Below are 25094 nucleotides of genomic sequence, written 5' to 3'. Positions count from 1 at the left end.
ACGCCCCCCGGTCACTCACCTGAGGGATACTCAGGAGACCTTCTGGTTACGAGTCGACCTGCGCGGTCACCAGGTTCGAGAAGGTGGTCAGCCGGGTGTAGACACCCGGGTAACCGGCCTCCGCGCACCCCTCTCCCCAGGAAGTGATCCCTGCCAGGACGCCCCCGATGAGCAGGGGACCGCCGCTGTCGCCCTGGCAGGTGTCTGTGCCGCCGGCGGTGTATCCGGCGCAAACCATGTCGGTCTGGACGAAGTCCGAACCGTAGGCGCTCTTGCAGCTGGAGTCGGACACGATCGGGACGGTCGCGGTCCGCAGCTGGTTGGAGGAGCTGCCGTTCTCCGAGGTGGTGCCCCAGCCCAGGATGCGGGCCGTGGTGCCGGCCGCGTACACCCCGGTCTGGGAGGAGCTGACGTACGACGCCGGGGTGTACGGCATCGACGTCGACAGGGTCAGCACGGCCACGTCGTCGCCGTTGGTGGCGTCCGTGTAGTCCGGGTTGATCCAGATCTTGCCGACCTTGCTGACCGTGCCGTCGGTGCCGTTCAGGTTCGTACGGCCGCCGACCACCCGGACGCTGCTGGTGGACTCGCCCTCCATGCAGTGCGCGGCGGTCACCACCTTGGTGGCCGACACCAGGGTGCCGCCGCAGAACTGGCTGCCGGACGCGTCCGTGATCTGCATCATGAACGGGTACGCGGTCGTGGTGGTCGTGGTGCCGCCGACGATCGGCTGGGGGGCGGCTGACGCGGTGGGGGACGCGATCAGCGCGGTCGCCGCGGCGGCAGCGGTGGCTGCCAGCACTGCGGCGGTCCTTCTTGCGCGGTGGTGCCCGAACATGAGTCTCCTCAGTGGGGGTTGCCGGTGGGGGTCGCGCGGGTGTGGGGGGTGCAGCACGAGGGTCGCGGGACCGACCCCCGTATGCCCGGGCGAGCGGCACATCCATAAGCTAGGACCCGGAACCCCACCCTCCCAATGAGGGAACCCCCTAGGGGGATGGGGGAGGGAAAACCCTCGGTCCGCCTCAGTTAACAAGAGCGGCGCTCAGCGCGCGCGTCGCCCTGCGGCCAAACGGACTATGTCGACCCGCGATCGGATGCCCAGCTTGCGGTAGACCCGGGTCAGGGTGGCCTCGACCGTCTTGACGCTGATGAACAGCCGGGCGGCGATCTCCCGGTTGGTGGCCCCCTCCATGACCAGCGCGGCGACCTGACGCTCCATCGCGGCCAGACCCTCCAGCGCGGCCGGCTCGGCGGGCGGGACCGCCGCGGGCTCGGGGTCCGGCGCCGAGACGGCCTCGTCCACCTGACGCAGCCAGGGCAGCGCCCGGCACCGCCGGAACAACCGGGTGGCCTCGTCGTACGCCGCCGGGGAGCGCCGCCCGCGCAGCGAGGCCAGCGCGAACGCGGCCCGTGCCTCCTCCAGGCCGTGGCCCAGTTTGGCGAACCGGTCCTGAGCCGAGGTCAGCTGGGTGGCGGCCGTCTCGTGGTCGCCGTGCGCGGCGCGGACCAGCGCCTCGGCCCGGTCGAGGGCGGCGAGGACGCTCTCCCGGCCGAGCCTGAGCGCGTGCTCCCGGGTGACGTCGATGACGTCCTGCGCCTCGGCGGTTTCACCCACCCGGACGAGTGCCTCGGCGAGGTCCCCCTGCCAGCGGCCGCGGGCCGGGTCGGTGATGCCGAGGCTCTGCTCCAGTTCCCGCACCCGGCGCAGCGAGCGCACGGTCCCCGCCGGGTCGCCCGCCACCAACTGGGCGTAGCCGAGCGCGCCCAGGGCCCGGGACAGGTACATCGTGTCGCCGTCCTGTTCGGCGTGCTCCACCGCCTCCCGGGCCAGCGCCAGCCCCCGGTCGACGTCGCCGCCGGACGCCTCGGCCAGTGAGGTGAGCATCGCGGAGGCGGTCTCGCCGATCCCGGAGTCATGGGCCAGGCCCAGTCCCTCGCGGGCCAGGTCCAGGGCGCGGCCGCAGTGCCCCGAGCGCAGTTCGGTCTCGGCGAGCCCGCGCAGGAAGTGCACCTCGCTCTCCACCTGGCCGCGCCGGCGCACCTCGCGCAGCAGCGCGGTGACCGTGGTCCGGGCCTCGGCCAGTTGGTCGCTCATCACCAGCCAGCGGAACCGGGCGCTGCCCGCCCCGTTGTGGTGGCAGGCCACGTTCGGGTCCTGCGGCTCCTTCAGGGCGCGTTTGATGGTGGCCGGCGCGTCCGGATGGCCCATCAGGGTCTCCACCTGCGCCTGCAGGGACAGCGCGAGGAGTTCGGTGCGCCGGTCGCCGCCCTGGGCCGCCAGGCCGGCCGAGTGCGCGGCCGCCTGCCGGGCCGCGGTGAAGTCGCCCTCCACGATCAGGGAGCGCCATGCCAGCTGGTAGTGGACCAGGCCCAGCAGCCGCGGGTCGTCACCGGCGTCGGCGAGGGCGTGCGGGAAGGCCGCGTCCACCTCGGTCATGGTGTGGCCCGCGGAGTCGATCACGATGATCCAGGCCCGCACCCGGTCCGCCGGACGGGTGGCCCGGGTGAGCACCTCGCGGGCGATGTCCTGGGCGAGGTCGATCTCGCCCGCGCTGGTGGCGTCCTCGGCGGCCAGCAGCCGCCGTTCGTCGGGACCGGGCGTGTTGTCGCCCGGGGTGTGCCGGGCGGCGAGCAGCCCGATCTGCGCGGCCACCGAGGGCGCGCCCCGGTCCCGGGCCTGGGCGGCGGCCTCGGCGAGCCGCGCGGCCACCTCGGGATCGGTGCCGGTGGTGGCCAGGGCCAGGTGCCGGGCCCGCTCGATCGGGTCGGAGGCGGCCGTGGACAGGGCCGCGTGCGCGGCCCGGCGCTCCTGCGCGGGCGCCTCCGCGTACAGCGCGGCGGAGATGAGCGGGTGCGCGAAGCGTACGGCCGGACCCTCCGGCTCGGTGGCCAGCAACCCCAGTTCGGCCGCCTGGGCGCACTCGGCCTCGGCGTTCTCCCGGCCGGCCGCGCGCAGCAGCGCCTGGGTGGGGCGGGCGCCGGCGCTGGCCACCAGGAGGGTCCGGCGGGCCTCCACGGAGAGCATGTCGAGACGGCTGAGCACCAGGGCGCGCAGCGAGGTGGGCACCGGCAGCGGCTCGCCGGGGCGGGGCGGGGTCGGGTTCTCGGCGAGGGCGCGGCCGAGCTCCAGGGCGAACAGCGGGTTGCCGCCGCTGGTGCGGTGGATCTCCCGGACCGTCGCCCGCGTCAGCCCGGCGTGCCCGCGGTGGTCGAGGAGCTCCGAGACCTGTGTGCGGTTGAGCGGCCCGAGGCGCACGGCGACGGTGTCCGGCGGCGACGCGCGCAGGTGGCGGTCGTACTCCTGGCCCTCCGTGCGGACCGCGCTCAGCAGTTGGACCGGGGTGCCGCCGAGCCGCCGGGCGGCGAAGCCGAGGAGTTCGGAGCTGGCCGGATCCAGCCACTGGAGGTCGTCCGCGACGATCAGCACCGGTCCCTCGGCGGCCAGCGCGCGCAACGTGGACAGCACCGCGAGACGCAGTGCCAGTCCGTCGCGCTGGAGGGTGGACTCGCCGCGCCCGGTCAGTGCCGACTCCAGGGCGGTGCGCTGGGCGGCGGGCAGCCGGCCGGAGACCTCGTCGAGGACCAGTCCGAAGAGGTCAGCGAGGGCGAGGAAGGGAAGATGGGATTCCGACTCGGTGGCCGAGCAGCGCAACACGGTTCTCGCGGACGGGGCGTATTCCGCGTCCAATGCCCGCAGGACGGTCGATTTCCCGATTCCGGCGGGTCCGTGCAGGAGCACACTGCCGCCCGAGGCGAGCTGGTCCCGGGCCGCCGCGACCAGCTCCGAGCGGCCGATGACCAGGTCGGGGCGGCATCTGGCAGGCTCCTGGAAGTCCCGTCGCACGGTCACCGCTCCCCTCCTGTGTCGTGTCCCAGCCAAATACTAGGCAAGGAACGCGGAAATCCGGCCGGACGGCGTGGTGAGGGACATAACAGCGCCCCGACGGATGTGCATGCACAGCGCGTCCGCAGGACTGGAACATGACTGGAATGCGTCCCGTCCGGGCTATGGCAGCAACCCCGTGCGACGAGCCGTCGACACCGCCTCCCCCCGGGTGTGCGCGCCCAGCTTCCGCATCGCCGAACGCAGATAGCCCTTGACCGTCTCGGGCCGCAGCCCCAGCCGTTGGGCCACCGCCGCGTTGGTCGCGCCCGCCGCCACCAAGGCGAGGACGTCCAGCTCACGGGGGGCCAGGGTGGCTCCGGTGCCCGGGGCCGAGGTGGTCAGCAGACCGCAGGCGGCCAGGAGTTCGGCGCGCAGTTCGGGGTCGGTGATCCGCGGCGCCAGCGCCCGCAGCGCCGCATGCGCCTCCCGCACCTGCTCCCACGCGGCTCCGGGCTCCGCCACGACGGCGGGTTCCGGCCGCGCCGCGGCCAGCAGCCCCCGGGCCTCGTCCTGCACGACCAGCGCCTGTTCCACGTCCCGGGCCGCCGCCACCGCCGCGCCCAGCGTCCGGTCGCCGAGCGGCTGGGCCGTGCGCAGCGCCCCGTACAGCACGCCCCGCACCCGGCGGCGCACCACCACCGGTACGGCGAGGACCGAGCGGATGCCCTCGGCCGCCACCGGGATGTCGTACTCGTGGCTGATCTGCCGGGAGACGGAGTAGTCGGTGACCGCGCACGGCCGGGCCAGCGCCACCGCCTTGCCGCCCAGGCCGTTGCCCGAGGTCACCGCGAGCGAGCGCAGGGACATCGTGTGGGTGCCGCTCAGCTCGCTGATCCGCATCTGCGTCCGGCCCGCCTCGACCAGTCCGCCGAAGGCGATGGGGAGCCCGGTGACACGCCGGAGCCTGGCCAGCGCACCGCGTATCTCGACCGCCCCCGCGACCTCTGCTGCCACCTGTGTTGCCCCTTCGACCCCGGCCTCGTGCGGTCCACACCCCCGTTCGGGGGTAGTGAGACCTGCATCACGGATTACACGATGCCAGAGAGCCGCCCGGCAATGGTCCGGTACCGAAGGAGACGCGTATGACGAGTGCGACGGAGGACTTCCGCAGGGCACGGGACTTCCTGCTGGAACACCGGACGGACTACGCCACCGCCTACGAGGGTTTCGAGTGGCCGCGTCCGGACCACTTCAACTGGGCGCTCGACTGGTTCGACGTCATCGCCGAGGGCAACGACCGCACCGCCCTGCACATCGTGGAGGAGGACGGCTCCGAGACGAAGCTGTCCTTCGCCGAGCTGGCCGAGCGCTCCGACCGGGTCGCGAACCACCTGCGCGCCCGGGGTGTCGAGCCCGAGGACCGCATCCTCGTCATGCTCGGCAACCAGGCCGAGCTGTGGGAGACCGCGCTCGCCGCGATGAAGCTGCGTGCCGTCGTCATCCCGGCGACCCCGCTGCTCGGCCCGGCCGACCTGCGCGACCGGGTGGACCGGGGCCGGGTGAAGCACGTGCTCGTACGCGCCGAGGACGCGGCCAAGTTCGACGAGGTGCCGGGGGCCTACACCCGGATCGCGGTGGGCGGGGTGCCGGTGGCGGGCTGGGAGCCGTACGAGGACGCATACGTCGCCGCCCCCGACTTCGTGCCGGACGGCCCGACCCTCGCCGACGACCCGCTGATGCTCTACTTCACCTCGGGTACCACCGCCCATCCCAAGCTGGTCGAGCACACCCACACCTCGTACCCCATCGGGCACCTGGCCACCATGTACTGGATCGGCCTCAAGCCCGGCGACGTGCACCTGAACATCTCCTCGCCGGGCTGGGCCAAGCACGCCTGGTCGAACCTGTTCGCACCCTGGAACGCCGAGGCCACCGTCTTCATCCACAACTACACGCGCTTCGACGCGGGCCGGCTGATGGCCGAGATGGACCGGCACGGGGTGACCTCCTTCTGCGCCCCGCCGACCGTGTGGCGGATGCTGATCCAGGCCGACCTCACCCAGCTGGCCACCCCGCCCAGGGAGGTCGTGGCGGCCGGTGAGCCGCTCAACCCCGAGGTGATCGAGCAGGTCCGGCGGGCCTGGAACGTCACCATCCGGGACGGGTTCGGCCAGACGGAGACGGCCGTACAGGTCTCCAACAGCCCGGGGCAGCCGCTGAAGACCGGCTCGATGGGCCGCCCGAGCCCCGGGTACCGCGTGGAACTGCTCGACCCGGTGTCGGGCGCGCCGGGTGCGGCGGAGGGCGAGATCGCCCTCGACCTGTCGGCGCGGCCGGTGGGCCTGATGACCGGGTACCACGGCGACGCCGACCGCACGGCGGAGGCGATGGCCGGCGGCTACTACCGCACCGGCGACATCGGCTCCCGGGACGAGGACGGCTACATCACCTACGTCGGCCGCGCGGACGACGTGTTCAAGGCGTCGGACTACAAGATCAGCCCGTTCGAGCTGGAGAGCGCCCTGCTCGAACACGAGGCGGTGGCCGAGGCGGCCGTCGTGCCGGCGCCGGACGAGCTGCGGCTCGCCGTGCCCAAGGCGTACATCGTGCTGGCCGCGGGCTGGGAGCCCGGCCCGGACACCGCGAAGGTGCTCTTCGAGCACTCCCGGCAGGTCCTGGCGCCGTACAAGCGCATCCGCAGGCTGGAGTTCGCCCCGCTGCCCAAGACGGTGTCCGGCAAGATCCGCCGGATCGAGCTGCGCGAGGCCACCGCGGCGGGCTCGGCCGAGGAGTACCGCGAGGAGGACTTCCGGTGACCTCCCAGGAACCGTCGTACACCCACGGCACCGATGGCACCGCCCTGCTCGGCGACACCATCGGCGCCAACCTCGACCGCACGGCGGCCGGCTGGCCCGACCGTGAGGCGCTGGTGGAGGTGGCCTCCGGGCGCCGCTGGACGTACGCCGAACTCACCGCCGACGTGGACCGGTTGGCGCAGGCGCTGCTCGCGAGCGGGATCGCCAAGGGCGACCGGGTGGGCATCTGGGCGGTCAACTGCGCCGAGTGGGTGCTGGTGCAGTACGCCACCGCCCGGATCGGCGCGATCATGGTCAACATCAACCCGGCCTACCGCACCCACGAGGTCGAGTACGTCCTCAACCAGGCGGGGATCCGCCTGCTGTTCGCCTCGCTGAGCCACAAGAGCAGCGACTACCGGGCGATGGTCGAGGAAGTGCGCGGCCGGTGTCCGCAGTTGCGCGAGACCGTGTACGTCGGGGACCGCAGCTGGGACGCGCTGGTGTCGCGCGGGACGTCCGGCAGCGGGGAGGAACTGCGCTCCCGTGCCGCGGAGTTGTCCTGCGACGACCCCATCAACATCCAGTACACCTCGGGCACCACCGGCTTCCCGAAGGGCGCCACGCTCTCCCACCACAACATCCTCAACAACGGCTACTTCGTCGGGGAACTGATCTCCTACACGGAGCAGGACCGGATCTGCATCCCCGTCCCCTTCTACCACTGCTTCGGCATGGTGATGGGCAACCTCGCGGCCACCTCGCACGGCGCCTGCATGGTGATCCCGGCCCCGTCCTTCGACCCGAAGGCCACCCTGGAGGCGGTCCAGCAGGAGCGCTGCACCTCCCTGTACGGCGTGCCGACCATGTTCATCGCGGAGCTGAACCTCCCCGGCTTCGCCTCCTACGACCTCTCCACGCTGCGCACCGGCATCATGGCGGGCTCGCCCTGTCCGGTCGAGGTGATGAAGCGGGTGGTCGCCGAGATGCACATGGCGGAGGTCTCCATCTGCTACGGCATGACGGAGACCAGCCCGGTCTCGCTGGGGACCCGGATCGACGACGACCTCGAACACCGCACCGGCACGGTCGGCCGGGTCCTGCCGCACCTGGAGGTCAAGGTCGTCGACCCGGCCACCGGGATCACCCGGCCCCGCGGCACCGCCGGTGAGCTGTGCACCCGCGGCTACAGCGTGATGCTCGGCTACTGGAACGAGCCCGAGCGGACGGCGGAGGCCGTCGACCCCGGGCGCTGGATGCACACCGGCGACCTGGCGACGATGCGCGAGGACGGGTACGTCGAGATCGTCGGCCGGATCAAGGACATGATCATCCGGGGCGGGGAGAACATCTACCCGCGCGAGATCGAGGAGTTCCTCTACGGCCACCCCGCGGTCCGCGACGTCCAGGTGGTCGGGGTACCGCACGAGACGTACGGCGAGGAGGTCCTGGCCTGCGTCATCCCGCACGACCCGGCGGCCCCGCCCACCGTGGACGAACTCCGCGCCTTCTGCGCGGGCCGCCTGGCCCACTACAAGGTGCCGAGCCGCCTCCAGATCCTCGACGACTTCCCGATGACGGTCTCGGGCAAGGTCCGCAAGATCGAACTGAGGGAGAGATACGCCACCGGTTGAAGCGCCCCGTCAGCCTTCGGCCGGGGCGCGGAACGTCGCGACAAGCCCGCACCGGCCCGCAGGTGATCACCCGCCTGCGCCACGCAGCTCCTCGGCGTGCCCGTTCACCGGCTGAGGCGTCCCCGTGAAGTCCAGCACGAACAACGGCACCACCAGAGCGTCGGCCCGTTCCCGCGCGTCCTCGGCGTACCCCGCGAGGGAGAAGTACGCGCAGCCGACCCCCTCCGTCATCGCCGTCAGCCACAGGCACTCCACGTCACGTCGCGAGGCCGCCCGCAGGGCCGGCTCCACCTGCGCCACCAGCCCCCGTGCGGCCAGCCCGACCCCGGACGGCGGCCGCTGGTCGGCGCGGCGGACGTCCCGGTAGCCGAGCCAGCGCAGGTAGAGCGCGGCGGCCGTGACCGCGTCCCGGGCGGTGCGGATCGTCACGGGACGGAACGCGCCCCGGGGTTCGGGTCCGGGGGCCGGCGCGGACACGGTGCCGGCCACCGGGACGCGCAGCACCGCCCCGCACGGGCAGCCCACCTCCGGCTGCGGCCACTGGTCCCGGCGGCCGCAGGAACCGCAGCTCACCGTCACCCAGTCCTCGTCCCACGCGCGGTGCGCCACCGCCGTCACGTCGGCAGTGCCGTCGAGGCTCGGGGTGACCGGCGCGCCACACGCGCACGGATAGGAGGGCGCGGTGTAGACGTGCTCGCGCCGGCAGGCCGGACAGCGCACCGGCACGCTCTCGGACATGGCCCCACCTCAGGCGTCGCGTCGGTTCAGCCGTCCCATGGTGCCCCTGCCGGGGCCGGGTTGTCCGTCTCTTGACGACGTTCGCACCCCCACCTACATTGATTCCAGATAGCAGAAGTTACTTTCCATAATGCGGAATTCCGCTCACCGCGGGGCGCGACGGGAGCAGGCATCCGACAGCCGAAAGCAGGAGTTCTCGATGGCTCGTATGACCGCTGCCCGCGCGGCAGTCGAAATCCTCCGGCGCGAGGGCGTCACCGATGCGTTCGGGGTGCCCGGCGCGGCGATCAACCCCTTCTACGCGGCGCTGAAGGCCTCCGGCGCCATCTCCCACACCCTCGCCCGCCATGTCGAGGGCGCCTCGCACATGGCCGAGGGCTACACCCGCACCCGGCCCGGCAACATCGGGGTCTGCATCGGCACGTCGGGCCCCGCCGGCACCGACATGATCACCGGCCTGTACTCGGCCACCGGGGACTCCGTCCCCATCCTCTGCATCACCGGCCAGGCCCCCACCGCGGTGATCCACAAGGAGGACTTCCAGGCCGTCGACATCACCGCCATCGCCAGGCCGGTGACGAAGATGGCGGTCACCGTGCTGGAGGCGGCCCAGGTGCCGGGCGTCTTCCAGCAGGCCTTCCACCTGATGCGCTCCGGCCGTCCCGGTCCCGTCCTCGTCGACCTGCCGATCGACGTCCAGCTCACCGAGATCGAGTTCGACCCCGACACGTACGAGCCGCTGCCCGTCTACAAGCCCGCCGCCACCCGCGCCCAGATCGAGAAGGCGACCGGGATGCTGAACGCGGCCGAGCGTCCGCTGATCGTCGCGGGCGGCGGGGTCATCAACGCCGATGCCGCGGAACTCCTCGTCGAGTTCGCCGAGTTGACGGGGATTCCGGTCGTCCCGACCCTGATGGGCTGGGGCGTGCTCCCCGACGACCACGAGCTGAACGCCGGCATGGTGGGCCTGCAGACCTCGCACCGCTACGGCAACGCGACGTTCCTGGAGTCCGACTTCGTCCTCGGCATCGGCAACCGCTGGGCCAACCGGCACACCGGCAGGCTGGACGTCTACACGGCCGGCCGGACGTTCGTCCACGTCGACGTCGAGCCGACCCAGATCGGCCGGATCTTCGCCCCGGACTTCGGCATCGCCTCCGACGCGAAGGCGGCGCTGGAGCTGTTCGTCGCGGTGGCCAGGGAGTTGAAGGCGGCGGGCGAGCTGCCCGACCGGACCGCCTGGGCCGCCCGCGCGCAGCGGAAGAAGGCCACCCTCCAGCGCCGTACCCACTTCGACGACATCCCGATCAAGCCGCAGCGGGTCTACGAGGAGATGAACAGGGCCTTCGGACCGGAGACCCGGTACGTCTCCACGATCGGCCTCTCGCAGATCGCCGGCGCCCAGATGCTGCACGTCTTCCGGCCCCGGCACTGGATCAACTGCGGTCAGGCGGGGCCGCTGGGCTGGACGATCCCGGCGGCCCTCGGCGTGGCGAAGGCCGACCCCGAGGCGCCCGTGGTGGCCCTCTCCGGGGACTACGACTTCCAGTTCATGCTGGAGGAGCTCGCGGTCGGCGCGCAGCACAAGATCCCGTACATCCATGTGCTGGTCAACAACTCCTATCTGGGCCTGATCCGGCAGGCGCAGCGGGCGTTCGAGATGGACTTCCAGGTCAAGCTGGAGTTCGAGAACATCAACTCGCCCGAGCTGGGCGTCTACGGCGTCGACCACGTCAAGGTGGCCGAGGGCCTCGGGTGCAAGGCGATCCGGGTCCTCGACCCGGCGGACCTGGGCACGGCCTTCGAGCAGGCCAAGAAGCTGGCCGCCGAGCACCGGGTGCCGGTCGTGGTGGAGGCGATCCTGGAGCGGGTCACCGACATCTCCATGTCGGCCACCAACGACATCTCCGACGTGGTCGAGTTCGAGGAACTCGCGACCGAGCCGGGACACGCGCCGACGTCCATCAGGGCCCTGCGGGTCTGACCCGCTCGCGTCACCTGCGAGGAGAAGTCCGAAGAGGAGCCCGCCGCCCCCGTGCCGGCGGGCTCCCTGTGCGCTGAATATGCCCGACGCCTCGGGCTGTTGAAGCATGCTGAACGACGTTCAGAGGATAATTTGAGAATCGGCCGCCGCATTCGTGCCGCTACGTCAGGGTTCGGGGTGCTCGGTCAGTCCCGGCCAGTCGTCGGGGCCGCCGCCCTGCCACTCGATGAGGTCGCTCTCCTCGACCTCGATGCGGTCCAGGTCGGCCATCCGCAGGATCTCGATGACGTCGTCCAGGTGCGAGGCGATGCCGAGGGTGACGTCCCCCTCGGTGACCCGCCGGGACCCGTCCAGGGCGGGCGCGTGCACGACGATGCGGGGGAACTCCGTCGGTGGGTGTGCTGTCATGCCTCAAGGCTCCTGCGGCGGGGGCACGGACGCACGCCGAAGCGCCGGACGCGGGTGGTGTCCGCGTCCGGCGCGTGACCGGAAGGCTGGGACCGCGGCGGGTGCGACGGAGCCGGAGCGGCCTTCCCTCTGGTCGGGAAGGGCCCCCGGTTCCTTCACCACCGCACTGGCTCGCACGCCGCCGCGGTCCTCGCCCCGCCCGCGCACCGGTCCGGACGGCAACCCCTCATCCGGGCCGCCCGGTGGTCGCGGGCCGTTCGTGGGCCCCGCCCGGCCGCTGCCGGGCAGGGGCGTCGACGCTTCGTCGACGGGGGTTTCCGGGCGGCGCCGACGCCTGGGCGCGACAGGACAGATGTCGGCGGCGGCGCCGCCCGGAAGTCTCGGGGTGGGGCTCAGACCCGCGCGCCGGACAGGCGCTCGACCGCGCGCAGCAGCGCGGAGTGGTCCAGGCCGCCGTCGCCCTGCGCGCGCAGGGAGGCGACCAGCTGCGCCACCACGGCGCCCACCGGCAGGGCCGCGCCGACACGGCGGGCCGCGTCGGTCACGATGCCCATGTCCTTGTGGTGCAGGTCGATGCGGAAGCCCGGCTCGAAGTCGCGGTTCAGGAAGTTGTCCCGCTTGCGTGCCAGCACGGTCGAGCCGGCCAGGCCGCCGCCCAGGACGTCGAGCGCGGCCGTCAGGTCCACGCCGGACTTCTCCAGGAAGACGACGGCCTCGGCGCACGCCTGGATGTTGACGGCGACGATGAGCTGGTTCGCCGCCTTCACGGTCTGGCCCGCGCCGTGCGGACCGCACAGCACGACGGTCCTGCCGAGCGCCTCGAAGACGGGCTTCGCGCGGTCGAAGTCGGCCTGCTCGCCGCCGACCATGATGGACAGCACGGCCTCCACGGCGCCCGCCTCGCCGCCCGACACGGGCGCGTCCAGGACGTGCAGACCCTGGTCCGCGGCGGCCTTCGCGAGGTCGACGGAGGTCTCCGGGGTGATGGACGACATGTCGATGAGCAGGGTGCCGGGGCGGGCGTTCGCCAGGATGCCGTCCGGGCCGTAGGCGACGGCCTCGACCTGCGGTGACGCGGGCACCATCGTGATGACCACGTCGGCGTCGCGCACCGCGTCGGCGATCGAGGCCGCGGCGGTGCCGCCCGCGGCGGCCAGCCGGTCCAGCTTGTCCTGCTCCAGGGTGTACCCGGTGACGTCGTAACCCGCCTTGAGGAGGTTCTCGGACATCGGTGAGCCCATGATGCCGAGGCCTATCCAGGCGATCTTCGGCAGGGTGTCGGTCATATCGGGGTGCCTCTCTGACTGCTCTGGCAATGGGGGAGTTCAGCGCGCTTCGCGGGGGAGCCAGTCGAAGGCCTCGGAGCTCGGGCGGTCGCCCGCCTTGTACTCCAGGCCCACCCAGCCGTCGTAACCGGCCTTCCGCAGCCGGCCGAGGAGTTCCTCCAGGGGGAGGGAGCCGGTGCCGGGGGCGCCGCGGCCCGGGTTGTCGGCGATCTGCACATGGCCGGTCTTCGAGGCGTACCGCTCGATCACCGACGGGAGGTCCTCGCCGTTCACGGACAGGTGGTAGAGGTCCATCAGGAAGCGCGCGTTGCCGAGTCCCGACGCCTCGTTCACCCGGTCGACGACCGCGACCGCGGCCGGCGCCGACACCAGCGGGTACCGCGGCGACTCCGGTGCGTTGAGCGCCTCGATCAGCAGGACCGCGCCGACGCGGTCGGCAGCCGCTGCCGCGCGGACCAGGTTCTCCAGCGCCAGCGCGTCCTGCTCGGCCGGGTCCGTGCCGGCCACGCGGTTGCCGTACAGGGCGTTGAGCGACCGGCAGCCGAGGGAGTGGGCGAAACCGGCCGCCACGTCGAGGTTGGCGCGGAACCGCTCCGACTCCTCGCCCGGGACCGACAGGGCGCCGCGGTCCGGTCCCGGCAGCTGTCCGGCGTAGAAGTTCAGGCCGGTGAGCCGGACGCCCGCGTCCGTGATCGCGCCGCGCAGCGCGTCGAGTTCGGAGCGTGCGGGTGTGGGGGAGTCGACCCAGGGCCACCACAGCTCGACCGCGGTGAAGCCGGCCGCGGCGGCGGCCGCGGGGCGTTCGAGCAGCGGGAGTTCCGTGAAGAGGATCGACAGGTTGACGGTGAAGCGCTGCTCTGCGGCTGTGCTCCGTGCGAAACCCGGCATGGGGGCCGATGCTCCCTTCCGTTGTTCGAGTTTCCGTATTGCGGAAGTTCGTTTCTGCTTAATGGAAGACTGCCTGTGGTCGGGGAAGGATGTCAAGAGCGTCCGCGCGCGACCGCGCCCTACCCTGAAGGCATGGCCCGGTCCAACGACGAGGTCGCCGCGCTGTTCCAGGAGTACGCGGACCTCATCTCGATCACCGGCGGAGACGCGTTCAAGGCGCGCGTCTACGAGAAGGCCGCCCGTTCGGTCGGCGGCCACCACGCCGACGTCGCCACGCTCGACCTCAAGGGACTCCAGGAGATCCCGAACGTCGGAAAGTCCCTCGCGCACAAGATCCTGGAGTTCCTCGCCGACGGCCGGGTGGCGGCCGTGGAGGACCTGCGCGCGAAGATCCCGGCGGGCGTCCGGCGGCTGACCGCCGTCCCCACCCTCGGGCCCCGGAAGGCGCTGGCCCTCTACGAGGAGCTGGGCGTCCGCTCGGTCGACGAACTCGCTGACGCCATCCACCAGGAACGGCTGCGCGACCTCAAGGGCTTCGGGCCGAAGACCGAGCAGAACATCCTGCACGGCATCGAACTGCTCAGGTCGGCCGGCGGCCGGGCGCGGCTCGACGTGGCCATGGGCCTGGCCGAGGACGTCGTCGCCGCGCTGTCCGCCGTGCCCGGCTGCGAGCGCTGCGCCTACGCCGGATCGCTGCGCCGGATGCGCGAGACGATCGGCGACATCGACGTCCTCGTGGCGGCGCGGCGGCCGGCCCCCGTCATGCGGGCCTTCACCGCGCTGCCGTACGTCACGGAGGTCATCGGGCAGGGCGAGAAGAAGACGTCCGTGCGCACCGACCGGGGACTCGCCGTCGACCTGCGGGTCGTACCGCCGGACTCCTGGGGCGCCGCGCTCCAGTACTTCACCGGCTCGAAGGCCCACAACATCCGCACCCGGGAACGGGCCGTGCACCACCGGCTCAAGCTCTCCGAGTACGGCCTGTTCGACGTCGAGAGCGGCGCGAGGACCGTCTCCCGGACCGAGGAGGAGGTGTACGACCGCCTCGGCCTGCCGTGGATCCCGCCCACCCTGCGCGAGGACCGGGGGGAGATCGAGGCCGGCCTGCGCGGCGAACTGCCCGACCTGGTGACCGAGGCGGACCTGCGGGGCGACCTGCACACCCACACCGACCTCACCGACGGCCTCGCCCCGCTCACGGAGATGGTCGAGGCCGCCGCCCGGCGCGGCTACGCCTACTACGCGATCACCGACCACGCACCCGACATGGCCATGCAGCGCATGACCGACGAGCGGATGCTCGCCCAGCGCGAGCAGGTCCGCGCCCTCGACGGTACCTGCCCGACCCGGGGCCGGCGCGGCGGCCTGCGGCTGCTGCACGGCACCGAGCTGAACATCGGCCCCGGGGGCGAGGTGGACTGGCCCGACGACTTCCTCGCCGGGTTCGACCTGTGCGTGGCCTCGGTCCACTCCCACTTCAACCAGAGCCGCGAAGCCCTGACCCGGCGCCTGCTGCGGGCCTGCGACAACCCGTACGTGAACATCATCGGGCACCCCACCACCCGCCTCATCGGCAGGCGGCCTCCCGTCGACGCCGACCTCGACGCGGTCTTCGCCGCCTGCGCCCGCACCGGTACCGCCCTGGAGATCAACGCCCACCCGGACCGCCTCGACCTGCGCGACGAGGACATCCTGCGGGCCCGCAGGCACGGCGTGCGGTTCGCCGTGAACAGCGACGCGCACGCCGTCCCGCACCTCGACACCATGCGCTACGGCATCGGCACCGCCCAGCGCGGCTGGCTCACCGCGGACGACGTGATCAACACCTGGCCCGAGCGGCGGCTGCGGAGTTTCCTGCGCAAGGGCCGGTGACCCGGGAGGACTGCCCGAAGAACCCTGCCGCGCGTTAGGTTGTGCCCGTGCGATTGAGAGTGGAGTTCACGACCGAGCCCTTCGACCTCGACGAGGCCCCCGCGCACGCGCTGGTCGCCCGGGAGGTCATCGAGGGCGCGCAGTTGGACGCGGTGGACGTCGGCCCGTTCGGGAACACGGCGGAGGGCGGCTCGGACGCCGTGCTCACCGCCGTGGACACGCTGCTGCGCAGGGCCCTGCAGGCCGGGGCCACCCGGATCTCGCTCCAGGTCAACGTGGTGGGAGAGGGCGGCCGGCAATGACCGGAAACGGCGACGAGCCCTTCATCACGGCCGTGAAGCCCCTGGTCGACGCCATGGGCGGGGAACTGCTCCCGCCCGACGAGGCCGGTCCCGACGACGTCGTGCTCGCCTGGGAGGGCGTCGACGCGGTCGCCGTACGGCTGCCGCAGCTCGCCGACTCCCTCGACCACATCCTGGCCGCCATGGAGCGCAAGCAGGGCAAGCCGCTCGCCGACCTCGACCGCAAGGCGAAGCAGGAGGTCGTGCGCACACTGGAGGCACGGGGCGCCTTCTCGGTACGGCACGGCGTGGAGACCGTGGCGAGCGCCCTCGGCGTGAGCCGCTTCACCGTGTACAACTACCTGAACCGGGACAAGGAGAGCTGAGGGACGCCGAATTTTCAACAAAGTGTTGACTCGGTGTTCCGGAGGGCGTTAGCTGACCGCAGTCCGTTCAGCACGAAGGCCGCCCGCGGCCACGGAGGCTCCCGTGACGTCGACTTCCACGCCCCCGGGTCTGGCCCGGTTCAACGTTCTCGAGGAGCACGCGGCCGCCGCCGCCCTCCACGAGGCGTGTGCCTCCACGGCATGGGTGCGGCGCCTGCTCGCCGGCCGCCCCTACGCCACCCCCGAGGCCCTGGGCGCCGCCAGCGACGCCGCCACGGCCGAGCTGACCGCGGCGGACCTGGCCGAGGCCATGGCCGGACACCCGCCCATCGGCCGCCCGAAACCGGGTGATCCGACCTCGGCCCGGGAGCAGTCCGGCATGGCCGGCGCCCCCGACGCGCTCCGCGCGGAGATGCTCGAACTCAACCTGGCCTACCAGGAGCGGTTCGGCCACGTCTTCCTGATCTGCGCCACCGGTCGCGGCGCCGAGGAGATGCGGGACGCGGTCAGGGCGCGGATCGGCAACTCGCCGGAGCAGGAACGGGAGATCGTCCGCACCGAGCTGGGGAAGATCAACCGCATCCGGCTGGCCCGACTCGTCGAAGAGGACGCCTGACACCATGACCACCAGCACCAGCACCAGCGCCTCCGTGTCCACCCACGTCCTGGACACCAGCGTCGGCCGTCCCGCGGCCGGGATCGCCGTCCGGCTCGCCGCCCGCGGCGGCCCGGACGCCCCCTGGCAGGCGCTCGGCGGCTCCGCGACCGACGCGGACGGCCGGTGCAAGGACCTTCCGGAACCGCCGGAGGGCACGACACACGTACGGCTCGACTTCGCCGTCGAGCCGTACTTCGAGAAGTCCGCGAAGAAGCAAGCCGATGCGCAGCAGGACGCCCCCGCGAATCGGGACAGCGGACCGGCCGTGTTCTTCCCGGAGGTGGCGATCACGTTCGCCGTCGTACCGGGCGAGCACTACCACGTACCGCTGCTGCTCAACCCGTTCGGCTACTCCGTTTACCGAGGGAGCTAGCAGACAGATGCCCATCCTGGGACAGAACCAGTACGGCAAGGCCGAGAACCGGGTCGTGAAGATCACACGGGACGGCGCCACCCACCACATCAGGGACCTGAACGTCTCCGTGTCGCTCTCCGGCGACATGGACGAGGTCCACTACTCCGGCTCCAACGCCAGCGTCCTGCCGACCGACACCACCAAGAACACGGTGTACGCGTTCGCCAAGGAGCACGGCGTCGAGTCGCCCGAGCAGTTCGGGATCCATCTCGCCCGGCACTTCGTGACCTCGCAGGAGCCGATCCACCGGGCCCGCATCCGCGTCGAGGAGTACGGCTGGGAGCGGATCGAGCACGCCGGCAAGGGCGCGCACTCCTTCGTCCGCAAGGGCCAGGAGACCCGGGTCACCCAGGTCGCCTACGACGGCGAGTCGTGGGAGGTCGTCTCCGGACTCAAGGACCTCGTGGTGATGAACTCGACCGACTCGGAGTTCTGGGGCTTCGTCAAGGACAAGTACACGACCCTGCCCGAGGCGTACGACCGCATCCTGGCCACCGAGGTCTCCGCCCGCTGGCGGTTCAACTGGACCGACGACGAGCAGGAGACACCCGACTGGGAGCAGTCCTACGGGGAGACCCGCCGGCACCTGCTCCAGGCCTTCGCCGAGACCTACTCGCTCTCGCTGCAGCAGACCCTCTACCAGATGGGCTCGCGCGTCATCGACAACCGTGGCGAGATCGACGAGATCCGCTTCTCGCTCCCGAACAAGCACCACTTCCTGGTGGACCTGGAGCCGTTCGGCCTCAAGAACGACAACGAGGTGTACTACGCGGCCGACCGCCCCTACGGGCTGATCGAGGCGACCGTGCTGCGCGACGGCAGCACGGCGCGGATCCCGGCGGACCTCACCACCCTCTGATTGGGACGAGCCATGGCAGCAGAAGCGCAGCGCACCGTCATCGAGAACTGCTCGATCGCGACCGTCGACGCCCACGACACCGAGTACGCCGACGGGCACGTCGTGATCGCCGGCAACCGCATCGAGTCCCTCGGCGCGGGCCCGGCCCCCGAAGACCTGGCGGACGTCGAACGCCGGATCGACGCCACGGGCCACCTGGTCACCCCCGGTCTGGTCAACACCCACCACCACTACTACCAATGGATCACCAGGGGTCTCGCCACCGACCACAACCTCTTCAACTGGCTGGTCGCGCTCTACCCCACCTGGGCCCGTATCGACGAGCCCATGGTGTACGCGGCCGCGCAGGGCTCCCTCGCCATGATGGCCCGCGGCGGTGTCACCACCGCGATGGACCACCACTACGTCTATCCGAAGGGCTCCGGCGACCTGTCCGGCGCGATCATCCGCGCCGCCCGCGAGACGGGCGTCCGCTTCACCCTGGCCCGCGGCTCCATGGACCGCAGTGAGAAGGACGGCGGCCTGCCCCCGGACTTCGCCGTCGAGACCCTCGAAGGGGCTCTCGCGGCCACCGAGGCGACCGTCAAGGAACACCACGACGACTCCTTCGACGCGATGACCCAGGTGGCCGTCGCGCCCTGCTCCCCGTTCTCCGTCTCCACCGAACTCCTCCGAAAGGGAGCCGAGTTGGCCCGCCGCCTCGGGGTGCGGCTGCACACCCACGGTTCGGAGACGGTCGAGGAGGAGAAGTTCTGCCACGAGCTGTTCGGCATGGGCCCCACCGACTACTTCGAGTCCACCGGCTGGCTCGGCGAGGACGTGTGGATGGCGCACTGCGTCCACATGAACGACTCCGACATCGCCGCCTTCGCCCGTACGGGGACCGGCGTCGCGCACTGCCCCTCCTCCAACGCCCGGCTCGCCGCCGGCATCGCCCGGGTCCCGGACATGCTCGCGGCCGGAGTCCCGGTCGGGCTCGGGGTCGACGGCACCGCGTCCAACGAGTCGGGCGAACTCCACACCGAGCTGCGCAACGCGCTGCTCATCAACCGGCTGGGCGCGCACCGCGAGGCCGCGCTGAACGCCCGTCAGGCCCTGCGCCTCGGCACCCACGGCGGCGCCCGGGTCCTGGGCCGCGGGGACCAGATCGGTTCCCTCGAACCCGGCAAGCTCGCCGACCTGGTGCTCTGGAAGCTGGACACCCTCGCCCACGCCTCCATCGCCGACCCCGTGACCGCCCTGGTGTTCGGCGCGGCGGCCCCGGTCACCGCCTCCTTCGTGAACGGCCGTCAGATCGTCGCGGACAACCGCCTGCTGCACGTGGACGAGGACGCGATCGCCCGCTCCACCCGGGCCGAGGCCCAGCGCCTCGCCCAGCTCGCAGCACGGTAACCCCTCGCCTTCGTAAGGCACTTGAGCACCGGCTGGGAGGGACGGCTCCCGGCCGGCAGCCCTGGACCCGTACGGGTCCGGTGGCGGCCGCCCCCCGGGCGCGTGCTTCCTCGCGCGCGCCCGGGACCGGTCACCGTCCTCCTCTCGGGTCCCGCACGACCTGGAACACGCACCACCTCCCTGACCCCGCGCCAGAGCCGCCGCGCAACCGACCGGAGGAGAGCCGCTGTGCAAGAAGTGCATCCCGTCGACGAGAAACTCCCGCCGCTGAAAATGGCGACCACCGGTCTGCAGCACGTCGCCGCCATGTACGCGGGAGTCGTCGCCCCGCCCCTGATCGTCGGCGCCGCCGTCGGACTCACCGGCACCGAACTGACCTTCCTCACCGGCGCCTGCCTCTTCACCGCGGGCCTCGCCACCTTCCTGCAGACCCTCGGCGTCTGGAAGATCGGCGCCCGGCTGCCCTTCGTCAACGGCGTCACCTTCGCCGGGGTCGCCCCCATGACCGCGATCGCCGCCACCACCCACGACAGGTCCGACGCCCTGCCGGTGATCTTCGGTGCGGTGATCGTCGCCGGCCTCCTCGGCTTCCTGGCCGCCCCCTTCTTCAGCAAGGCGGTCCGCTTCTTCCCGCCGGTCGTCACCGGCTCGGTCATCACCCTCATCGGCGTCTCGCTGCTCCCGGTCGCCTTCGGCTGGGCCCAGGGACCCGACCCCGCGGCGGCCGACTACGGTTCGGCGAAGTACCTCGGCCTGGCCGCCGCGACCCTGGCCCTGGTCCTGCTCCTGCGGCGGGTCACGCGCGGTTTCGTCCAGCAGATCGCCGTGCTGATCGGCCTGGTCGCGGGCACCCTGGTCGCGATCCCGTGCGGCGTCACGGACTTCTCCCCGGTCGCGGACGCCGACCTGGTCGGCTTCCCCACCCCCTTCCACTTCGGCGCCCCGCAGTTCCAGCTCGCCGCCATCCTCTCCTTGTGCGTGGTGATGGTGGTCTCGATGACCGAGTCGACCGCGGACATGCTGGCGCTGGGCGAGATCGTGGGACGCCCCGCCGACGAACGGACCATCACGGCGGGGCTGCGCGCCGACACCCTCGGCTCGGCCCTCAGCCCGCTCTTCAACGGTTTCATGTGCAGCGCCTTCGCCCAGAACATCGGCCTGGTCGCGATGACCCGGATCCGCAGCCGCTTCGTGGTCGCGGCCGGCGGCGGCTTCCTGGTGCTGATGGGCCTGTGCCCGGCCGCCGCCGCCCTGATCGCCGTCGTACCCCGTCCGGTGCTGGGCGGCGCGGGCGTGGTCCTGTTCGGTTCGGTGGCGGCCAGTGGCATCCAGACCCTGGTCGGGGCCGGTCTGGACAAGGGCGACAACATCCTGGTCGTCGCCGTCACGCTGGCCGTCGGCATCGTCCCGATCACCGCGCCGGACTTCTACCACGCGTTCCCGGGGACCGCCCGGATCGTCCTCGACTCGGGCATCTCCACCGGGTGCGTGACGGCCGTACTGCTGAACCTGGTCTTCAACCACCTGGGCGGGCGCCGCGCGGCGGCGAGCGAGGCGGAGGCGAGGGAGCCGGCGGCGACGGCGGTGCCCCTCACGTCCCCGCAGTCGATCCCATGACCGTACGGCGGACCGCCTGGCACGGCGTGGTGGCCGGCAGCCGGCCGCTGAAGTAGGAGCGGGGCGGGACGCCCATCAGGGTGCGGAAGTCGGTCGTCATGTGGGACTGGTCGAAGTAGCCGGTGGCGGCAGCCAGTTCGGACCAGCGGGTACTGCCCGCCCGGGTGGCCACCGTGCGGACGCGGTCGATACGGGCGTAGTGCTTCGGCGAGACGCCCACCCCATCGGCGAACAGGTTCCGCAACTGGCGCTCGCTGACAGCCAGTTCGTGGGCCACCTCGCGCACCCGTGCGGGCGCCCGGTCCATCCGCACCGACAGCGCGGCCACCCCCGCCCGCAGCAGCGCCGTCCGGGCCGGATCCGCCTGCTCGGCGAGCAGGCCGGACAGCACCTCGGCGATCCGCGGCAGCGCCGCCGGAGGGTCCAGCCACCGCACCTCACGCGCGAACCGGTGCGCCGCAGCGCCCGGCAGGCGGTCCAGCGGCACCACCCGGCCGACCAGCCCGGCGGCCGCGACTCCCAGCAGGGGCCGGGCCGTTCCCGGCGCGAGGCGCAGCTCCACGCAGGCGATGTGCCCCTTCCCCTCGTGGTAGGTGGCGCGCACCCGCGGCCCGATCGCCAGCACGTCACGCCGCCCGTCACCCGTCACCCGCAGCACCACCTTGGTCACCGCGTCGGGCAGCTGGACGAACGTGCCGTCGGGCGGTTCGGTGAAGGACATGGTCCGCACCCCGGCGATCCAGGGGCGCAGTACCTCGGGTGCGAGGGGAAGCGGCTCGGTCGTGGTCATCGGCACCTCTCCACCGTAGGCGCCCGGCACGGTCGTCCGGGCGGTCCTGCCGTGCCGGAATTTCCAAGAGCCGCTCGCCCCGGCGGCCCCACCGTGGACGGCATGATTCTGGTGACGGGTGCCACGGGCACCATCGGGAGTGAACTCGTACGACAGCTGGCCGAGCGCGGGGCGAAGGTGCGGGCGCTCACCCGCGACCCCGCGAGCGCGCGGGTGCCGGCCGGGGTGGAGGTGGTCCGCGGGGACTACACGGACCCGGCCTCCGTGGCCGCCGCGTTCACCGGGGCGACGGCCGCCTTCCTGCTCAGGCCGCCCGGCCCCGACGCGGGGGAGGACGCGGCGCTGGTCGCGCAGGCCCGGGCCGCGGGCGTGGAGCGACTCGTGAAGCTCTCCGCCATCGGCACCGGCGACCGAGCCGTCGGCCCCTCCGGGCTCTGGCACGTGGCGGGCGAGCGGGCGCTGCGGGAGAGCGGGGCCGAGTGGACGGTGCTGCGGCCCTCCTCGTTCGCCTCCAACACACTGACCTGGATCCAGGCGCTGCGGGCGGGCGAGCCGGTGCCCAACATGACCGGGGACGGCGCGTCGGGCGTGATCGACCCGCGGGACATCGCCGAGGTGGCGGTGCGGACCCTGCTGGAGGCCGGGCACGCGGGGCGGACGTACACCCTGACCGGTCCCGAGGCGATCAGCGTCCCCGGCCAGGCCGCCGTACTCGCCGAGGTGCTGGGCCGCCCGGTCCCGACCCGGGACCTGTCCGAGGACGGGACGCGCGACTTCCTGCGCACCGCCTGGGGCATGGACGGTCCCCGCGCCGACGGTGTGCTGACGGGGGTGGCGTTCGTGCGGGCCGGCGGCAACGCGGTGGTCACCGGGGACGTACCCGAGGTGCTGGGCCGCCCGGCCCGGCCCTTCCGGACCTGGGCCGAGGACAACCGGAGCCTGTTCGAGACGGACTGAGGCTCATTCCTCGTCCGGCCGGACCGTGACCGCCCCGTCCGGCCGGAGCGTGACCGCCGCCGGCACCAGGGCCGCCGCCGCGATCACCGCCGCCACCCGGAACGCCGGCCGGTAGCCCTCCGCCGTGGCCGGCACCAGCTCGGCACCCCGGTGCAGCAGCCCGCCGGTGTGGCTCGCCGCGAGCGTGGACAGGACGGCCAGTCCGAGCGAACCGCCCACCACCTGAGTGGAGTTGAAGAGACCGGAGGCCAGTCCGGCGTCCTGTGGGCGGGCGCCGGACATGGCGAGGCCGGTGAGCGGGGGCATGGCCGCGGCGAACCCGGCCGCCATCAGCAGCATCGGCGGCAGCACGTCGGCCGCGTACGAGCCGTCGGCGGGCGCCCGGCTCAGCAGGGCCGTCCCGACGGTGATGAGCACCAGCCCGGCGAGCAGCACCCGGTACCCCCGAACCTGCCGGTGAGGCGCGCCGACAGCCCGAGCATCAGCACGCCGATCGCGAGCGGCGCCGGCAGGAAGGCCCGGCCGGTGTGCAACTCAGCGAAGCCCAGGACGTGTTGGAGGTAGAGCGCGCCGAGGAACTGGAAGCCGTACATGGTGGCGACCATCAGGACCTGTACGCCGTTCGCGCCGCTCGACGACCGGGAGCGCAGGATGCGCAGCCGCAGCAGGGGGCGGTCGGCCCTGGCCTGGCGGACGGCGAACGCCACGAGCAGCGCGAGGGCGAGCGCGGCGAGCGCGGCCGGCGCCGACGATCACGTACACGGTGAGCGACAGCGCGCCGGTGACCAGGGCGGCGCCCGGCCAGTCCGCGCCGCCGACCGGTCCGGTGCCGGAGTCGCGGGCCAGCTCGGCGCCTGCGTCAGCGCCCCGCCGAGGAACGTGCCGAGGATGGCGCCCACCGACCCGACCGCACTGAACACCGCGATGGCGCGCGCCTGTCCACGCGGCTCGGGGTAGAGCGCGACCAGCATGCCGAGGACCACCGCCGAGGACATCGCCCCACCGACGCCCTGCACGGCCCGCGCGGCGATCAGCGCGCCCTGGCTCGTGGCCGGCCCGCAGGCCACGGAGGCCGCGGTGAGCACGGCGAGCCCGGCCGAGAACATCCGCTTGCGGCCCAGCAGGTCACCCAGACGGCCGAACAGCAACAGCAGAGCGCCGAACGGGATCAGCTAGGCGTTCACCACCCAGGCCGGCCCGGGACCGCTGAAGTCCAGGTCGCGTTGGACGGCCGGCATCGCCACCGTGACGATGTTGCCGTCCAGGATCGTCATCAGCGCACCCGCGCACAGCAGGGCGAGGGACGCCCGGCGCGGGTATGTTCGGAAGAGTCACCGGTGCGGCCGGTGTGCCGGTCGTGGTCGACATGACCTTCTGGCCTCCGCAATCGCCGTCGAAGTCGTCAGGGTGACGACGTAGGGAGGCAGCTCGATGTCCCGGAGGAACACCACTGTCACCACCCAGGTCGTGAACGCCCACGCGTGCCCGGTCCGCGAGGTTCTTGACAGGGTGGCCGGCAAATGGAGCGTGCAGATCCTGGTCGCGGCCGCGCACGGCCCCATCCGGTTCACCGAACTGGAGCGCGGCATCGAGGGCATCAGCCGCCGGATGCTGGCCCTCACCCTGCGCAACCTGGAGCGCGACGGGCTGGTGACCCGCACCGTCCATCCGACGGTGCCGCCGAAGGTCGAGTACGAACTCACCCCGGTGGCCGTGGAGTTGCACGAGACCCTGCTGCGGCTGACCGACTGGGCCGAGCGCAACCGCGGATACGTGGCCGAGGCCCGGGCGGCCTACGACGCCGAACACCGTCCGGAGCTGCTCGACGTCTAGCCGGTGCGGCGGGCGCGGAGTGTCTCAGAGCCCGAACAGCTCCAGGGACGAGGTGAGTTCCTTGAAGATCTCGCGCGGGTCGGCCACCAGCTTGCGGGCCTTCAGGTCCAGCAGCCCGCCGACCGCGTCGACCTCGGCGGCGAGCGTGCCGTCCGCCTTGGTGATCTTCTGGAGAATCCGGAACGTCTTGCCGCCGCCCCACTCGAACGCGCAGGTCACATCGACCTCGTCCCCCGCGACCAGCTCGCGTTCGTACCGGATGGTGGTCTCCAGGGCCACCGGCCCCACCCCCCGGCCGATCAGCCGGGCCTGGGTGATCCCGGCGGCCTGGAGCAGCGACCAGCGGGCGTGCTCGGCGTAGTTGATGTACACCGCCTGGTTCAGGTGGCCCTGGACGTCGGTCTCGTAGCCACGGACCGTGACGCGGACGGAATACGGTTCGCTCACGACTTCCCCTTCTCGGGTACGACGCTGA

22 protein-coding genes and 1 pseudogene are annotated in these 25094 nt (G+C 72.3%); 13 read left to right on the top strand and 10 right to left on the bottom strand.

The features are described from left to right. Nucleotides 1–46: 46 nt before the first annotated feature. From AB0G52_RS19540 to AB0G52_RS19530, 3 genes are all read right to left on the bottom strand, one after another. Complete coding sequence (locus AB0G52_RS19540) at nt 47–838, bottom strand: serine protease (RefSeq protein ID WP_361337500.1); 792 nt, start codon at nt 836–838, stop codon at nt 47–49. Between the two features lie 204 nt (nt 839–1042). Further along, nucleotides 1043–3850, bottom strand: coding sequence for a helix-turn-helix transcriptional regulator (locus AB0G52_RS19535; RefSeq protein ID WP_132891482.1), 2808 nt, complete (start codon nt 3848–3850; stop codon nt 1043–1045). Nucleotides 3851–4006: 156 nt separating this feature from the next. Next, entirely contained in the window at nt 4007–4840 is an 834-nt protein-coding gene (locus AB0G52_RS19530; RefSeq protein WP_132891481.1) for a LuxR C-terminal-related transcriptional regulator, read from the bottom strand. 128 nt (nt 4841–4968) lie between these two features. Between AB0G52_RS19530 and AB0G52_RS19525 the strand changes: the two genes are divergently transcribed. Both AB0G52_RS19525 and AB0G52_RS19520 read left to right on the top strand, forming a co-directional pair. Further along, the gene (locus AB0G52_RS19525; RefSeq protein WP_361337498.1) at nt 4969–6642 is read left to right on the top strand and encodes an AMP-binding protein; all 1674 of its coding nucleotides are present in this window, start codon (nt 4969–4971) and stop codon (nt 6640–6642) included. Beyond that, nucleotides 6639–8255: an AMP-binding protein gene (locus AB0G52_RS19520; RefSeq protein WP_361337497.1), complete on the top strand. Its 1617-nt coding sequence runs from the start codon at nt 6639–6641 to the stop codon at nt 8253–8255. The genes AB0G52_RS19525 and AB0G52_RS19520 overlap by 4 nt, the downstream gene beginning before the upstream one ends. Before the next feature lie 66 nt (nt 8256–8321). Here the strand turns inward: AB0G52_RS19520 and AB0G52_RS19515 are convergent, their stop codons facing one another. Next, on the bottom strand, nt 8322–8993 hold the full coding sequence (locus AB0G52_RS19515) for a hypothetical protein (RefSeq protein ID WP_132891478.1): 672 nt from the start codon (nt 8991–8993) through the stop codon (nt 8322–8324). Between the two features lie 199 nt (nt 8994–9192). On the opposite strand from AB0G52_RS19515, the gene gcl reads away from it, so the two are divergent. After that, on the top strand, nt 9193–10977 hold the full coding sequence (gene gcl, locus AB0G52_RS19510) for a glyoxylate carboligase (RefSeq protein WP_361337494.1): 1785 nt from the start codon (nt 9193–9195) through the stop codon (nt 10975–10977). Nucleotides 10978–11142: 165 nt separating this feature from the next. Here the strand turns inward: gcl and AB0G52_RS19505 are convergent, their stop codons facing one another. From AB0G52_RS19505 to AB0G52_RS19495, 3 genes are all read right to left on the bottom strand, one after another. Beyond that, nucleotides 11143–11385: a hypothetical protein gene (locus AB0G52_RS19505; protein WP_132891476.1), complete on the bottom strand. Its 243-nt coding sequence runs from the start codon at nt 11383–11385 to the stop codon at nt 11143–11145. A gap of 392 nt (nt 11386–11777) precedes the next feature. Then, nucleotides 11778–12671 carry a 2-hydroxy-3-oxopropionate reductase gene (locus AB0G52_RS19500; protein ID WP_132891475.1) on the bottom strand — a complete coding sequence of 298 codons (894 nt, stop codon included), beginning with the start codon at nt 12669–12671 and terminating at the stop codon, nt 11778–11780. Nucleotides 12672–12710: 39 nt separating this feature from the next. Further along, nucleotides 12711–13559, bottom strand: coding sequence for a TIM barrel protein (locus AB0G52_RS19495; RefSeq protein ID WP_132891474.1), 849 nt, complete (start codon nt 13557–13559; stop codon nt 12711–12713). Nucleotides 13560–13691: 132 nt separating this feature from the next. Between AB0G52_RS19495 and polX the strand changes: the two genes are divergently transcribed. The 8 genes from polX to AB0G52_RS19455 all read left to right on the top strand — a co-directional run bounded on the left by polX (nt 13692) and on the right by AB0G52_RS19455 (nt 21039). After that, complete coding sequence (gene polX, locus AB0G52_RS19490; RefSeq protein WP_361337491.1) at nt 13692–15431, top strand: DNA polymerase/3'-5' exonuclease PolX; 1740 nt, start codon at nt 13692–13694, stop codon at nt 15429–15431. A 47-nt stretch (nt 15432–15478) separates the two neighbouring features. Further along, nucleotides 15479–15733 (top strand): hypothetical protein, encoded by a 255-nt coding sequence (locus AB0G52_RS19485; RefSeq protein WP_132891472.1) that lies wholly within the window; start codon nt 15479–15481, stop codon nt 15731–15733. Next, nucleotides 15730–16098 (top strand): helix-turn-helix domain-containing protein, encoded by a 369-nt coding sequence (locus AB0G52_RS19480; RefSeq protein WP_132891471.1) that lies wholly within the window; start codon nt 15730–15732, stop codon nt 16096–16098. Before AB0G52_RS19485 ends, AB0G52_RS19480 begins: the two co-directional genes overlap by 4 nt. 103 nt (nt 16099–16201) lie before the next feature. Next, on the top strand, nt 16202–16714 hold the full coding sequence (gene uraD / locus AB0G52_RS19475; RefSeq protein ID WP_361337488.1) for a 2-oxo-4-hydroxy-4-carboxy-5-ureidoimidazoline decarboxylase: 513 nt from the start codon (nt 16202–16204) through the stop codon (nt 16712–16714). A gap of 4 nt (nt 16715–16718) precedes the next feature. Further along, complete coding sequence (gene uraH / locus AB0G52_RS19470) at nt 16719–17129, top strand: hydroxyisourate hydrolase (RefSeq protein ID WP_361337486.1); 411 nt, start codon at nt 16719–16721, stop codon at nt 17127–17129. Between the two features lie 7 nt (nt 17130–17136). Next, on the top strand, nt 17137–18030 hold the full coding sequence (gene pucL, locus AB0G52_RS19465) for a factor-independent urate hydroxylase (protein WP_132891468.1): 894 nt from the start codon (nt 17137–17139) through the stop codon (nt 18028–18030). 12 nt (nt 18031–18042) lie between these two features. After that, entirely contained in the window at nt 18043–19422 is a 1380-nt protein-coding gene (locus tag AB0G52_RS19460; protein WP_132891467.1) for an 8-oxoguanine deaminase, read from the top strand. Between the two features lie 273 nt (nt 19423–19695). Then, a complete protein-coding gene (locus AB0G52_RS19455; RefSeq protein ID WP_361337537.1) occupies nt 19696–21039 on the top strand; it encodes a nucleobase:cation symporter-2 family protein in 1344 nt (447 codons plus the stop codon). Here the strand turns inward: AB0G52_RS19455 and AB0G52_RS19450 are convergent. Beyond that, nucleotides 21014–21829 (bottom strand): helix-turn-helix domain-containing protein, encoded by an 816-nt coding sequence (locus tag AB0G52_RS19450; RefSeq protein ID WP_132891466.1) that lies wholly within the window; start codon nt 21827–21829, stop codon nt 21014–21016. The genes AB0G52_RS19455 and AB0G52_RS19450 overlap by 26 nt on opposite strands. Nucleotides 21830–21922: 93 nt before the next feature. On the opposite strand from AB0G52_RS19450, the gene AB0G52_RS19445 reads away from it, so the two are divergent. After that, nucleotides 21923–22786 carry an NAD(P)H-binding protein gene (locus tag AB0G52_RS19445; RefSeq protein ID WP_361337483.1) on the top strand — a complete coding sequence of 288 codons (864 nt, stop codon included), beginning with the start codon at nt 21923–21925 and terminating at the stop codon, nt 22784–22786. A gap of 3 nt (nt 22787–22789) precedes the next feature. On the opposite strand, the pseudogene AB0G52_RS19440 reads toward AB0G52_RS19445, so the two are convergent. After that, nucleotides 22790–24060, bottom strand: a pseudogene (locus tag AB0G52_RS19440) (MFS transporter). A gap of 157 nt (nt 24061–24217) precedes the next feature. Between AB0G52_RS19440 and AB0G52_RS19435 the strand changes: the two are divergent. Continuing rightward, on the top strand, nt 24218–24619 hold the full coding sequence (locus tag AB0G52_RS19435; protein WP_207921849.1) for a helix-turn-helix domain-containing protein: 402 nt from the start codon (nt 24218–24220) through the stop codon (nt 24617–24619). 24 nt (nt 24620–24643) lie between these two features. On the opposite strand, the gene AB0G52_RS19430 is transcribed toward AB0G52_RS19435, so the two are convergent. Further along, nucleotides 24644–25066, bottom strand: coding sequence for an acyl-CoA thioesterase (locus AB0G52_RS19430; RefSeq protein WP_132891464.1), 423 nt, complete (start codon nt 25064–25066; stop codon nt 24644–24646). Nucleotides 25067–25094 lie beyond the last annotated feature (28 nt).

Origin of the sequence: Streptomyces sp. NPDC021562 (assembly GCF_040640875.1) — a bacterium.
Lineage (GTDB): Bacteria > Actinomycetota > Actinomycetes > Streptomycetales > Streptomycetaceae > Streptomyces.
Note: the sequence above shows the minus strand (reverse complement) of the source record. Positions and strands in the feature narration are given on the sequence as shown.

Coding starts and splice junctions, on each gene's coding strand:
- AB0G52_RS19515 (WP_132891478.1), bottom strand. CDS start 8,993: ATGTCCGAGAGCGTGCCGGTGCGCTGTCCGGCCTGCCGGCGCGAGCAC.
- AB0G52_RS19525 (WP_361337498.1), top strand. CDS start 4,969: ATGACGAGTGCGACGGAGGACTTCCGCAGGGCACGGGACTTCCTGCTG.
- AB0G52_RS19460 (WP_132891467.1), top strand. CDS start 18,043: ATGGCAGCAGAAGCGCAGCGCACCGTCATCGAGAACTGCTCGATCGCG.
- gcl (WP_361337494.1), top strand. CDS start 9,193: ATGGCTCGTATGACCGCTGCCCGCGCGGCAGTCGAAATCCTCCGGCGC.
- AB0G52_RS19495 (WP_132891474.1), bottom strand. CDS start 13,559: ATGCCGGGTTTCGCACGGAGCACAGCCGCAGAGCAGCGCTTCACCGTC.
- polX (WP_361337491.1), top strand. CDS start 13,692: ATGGCCCGGTCCAACGACGAGGTCGCCGCGCTGTTCCAGGAGTACGCG.
- AB0G52_RS19455 (WP_361337537.1), top strand. CDS start 19,696: ATGGCGACCACCGGTCTGCAGCACGTCGCCGCCATGTACGCGGGAGTC.
- AB0G52_RS19500 (WP_132891475.1), bottom strand. CDS start 12,671: ATGACCGACACCCTGCCGAAGATCGCCTGGATAGGCCTCGGCATCATG.
- AB0G52_RS19505 (WP_132891476.1), bottom strand. CDS start 11,385: ATGACAGCACACCCACCGACGGAGTTCCCCCGCATCGTCGTGCACGCG.
- AB0G52_RS19435 (WP_207921849.1), top strand. CDS start 24,218: ATGTCCCGGAGGAACACCACTGTCACCACCCAGGTCGTGAACGCCCAC.
- uraH (WP_361337486.1), top strand. CDS start 16,719: ATGACCACCAGCACCAGCACCAGCGCCTCCGTGTCCACCCACGTCCTG.
- AB0G52_RS19480 (WP_132891471.1), top strand. CDS start 15,730: ATGACCGGAAACGGCGACGAGCCCTTCATCACGGCCGTGAAGCCCCTG.
- AB0G52_RS19450 (WP_132891466.1), bottom strand. CDS start 21,829: ATGACCACGACCGAGCCGCTTCCCCTCGCACCCGAGGTACTGCGCCCC.
- AB0G52_RS19540 (WP_361337500.1), bottom strand. CDS start 838: ATGTTCGGGCACCACCGCGCAAGAAGGACCGCCGCAGTGCTGGCAGCC.
- pucL (WP_132891468.1), top strand. CDS start 17,137: ATGCCCATCCTGGGACAGAACCAGTACGGCAAGGCCGAGAACCGGGTC.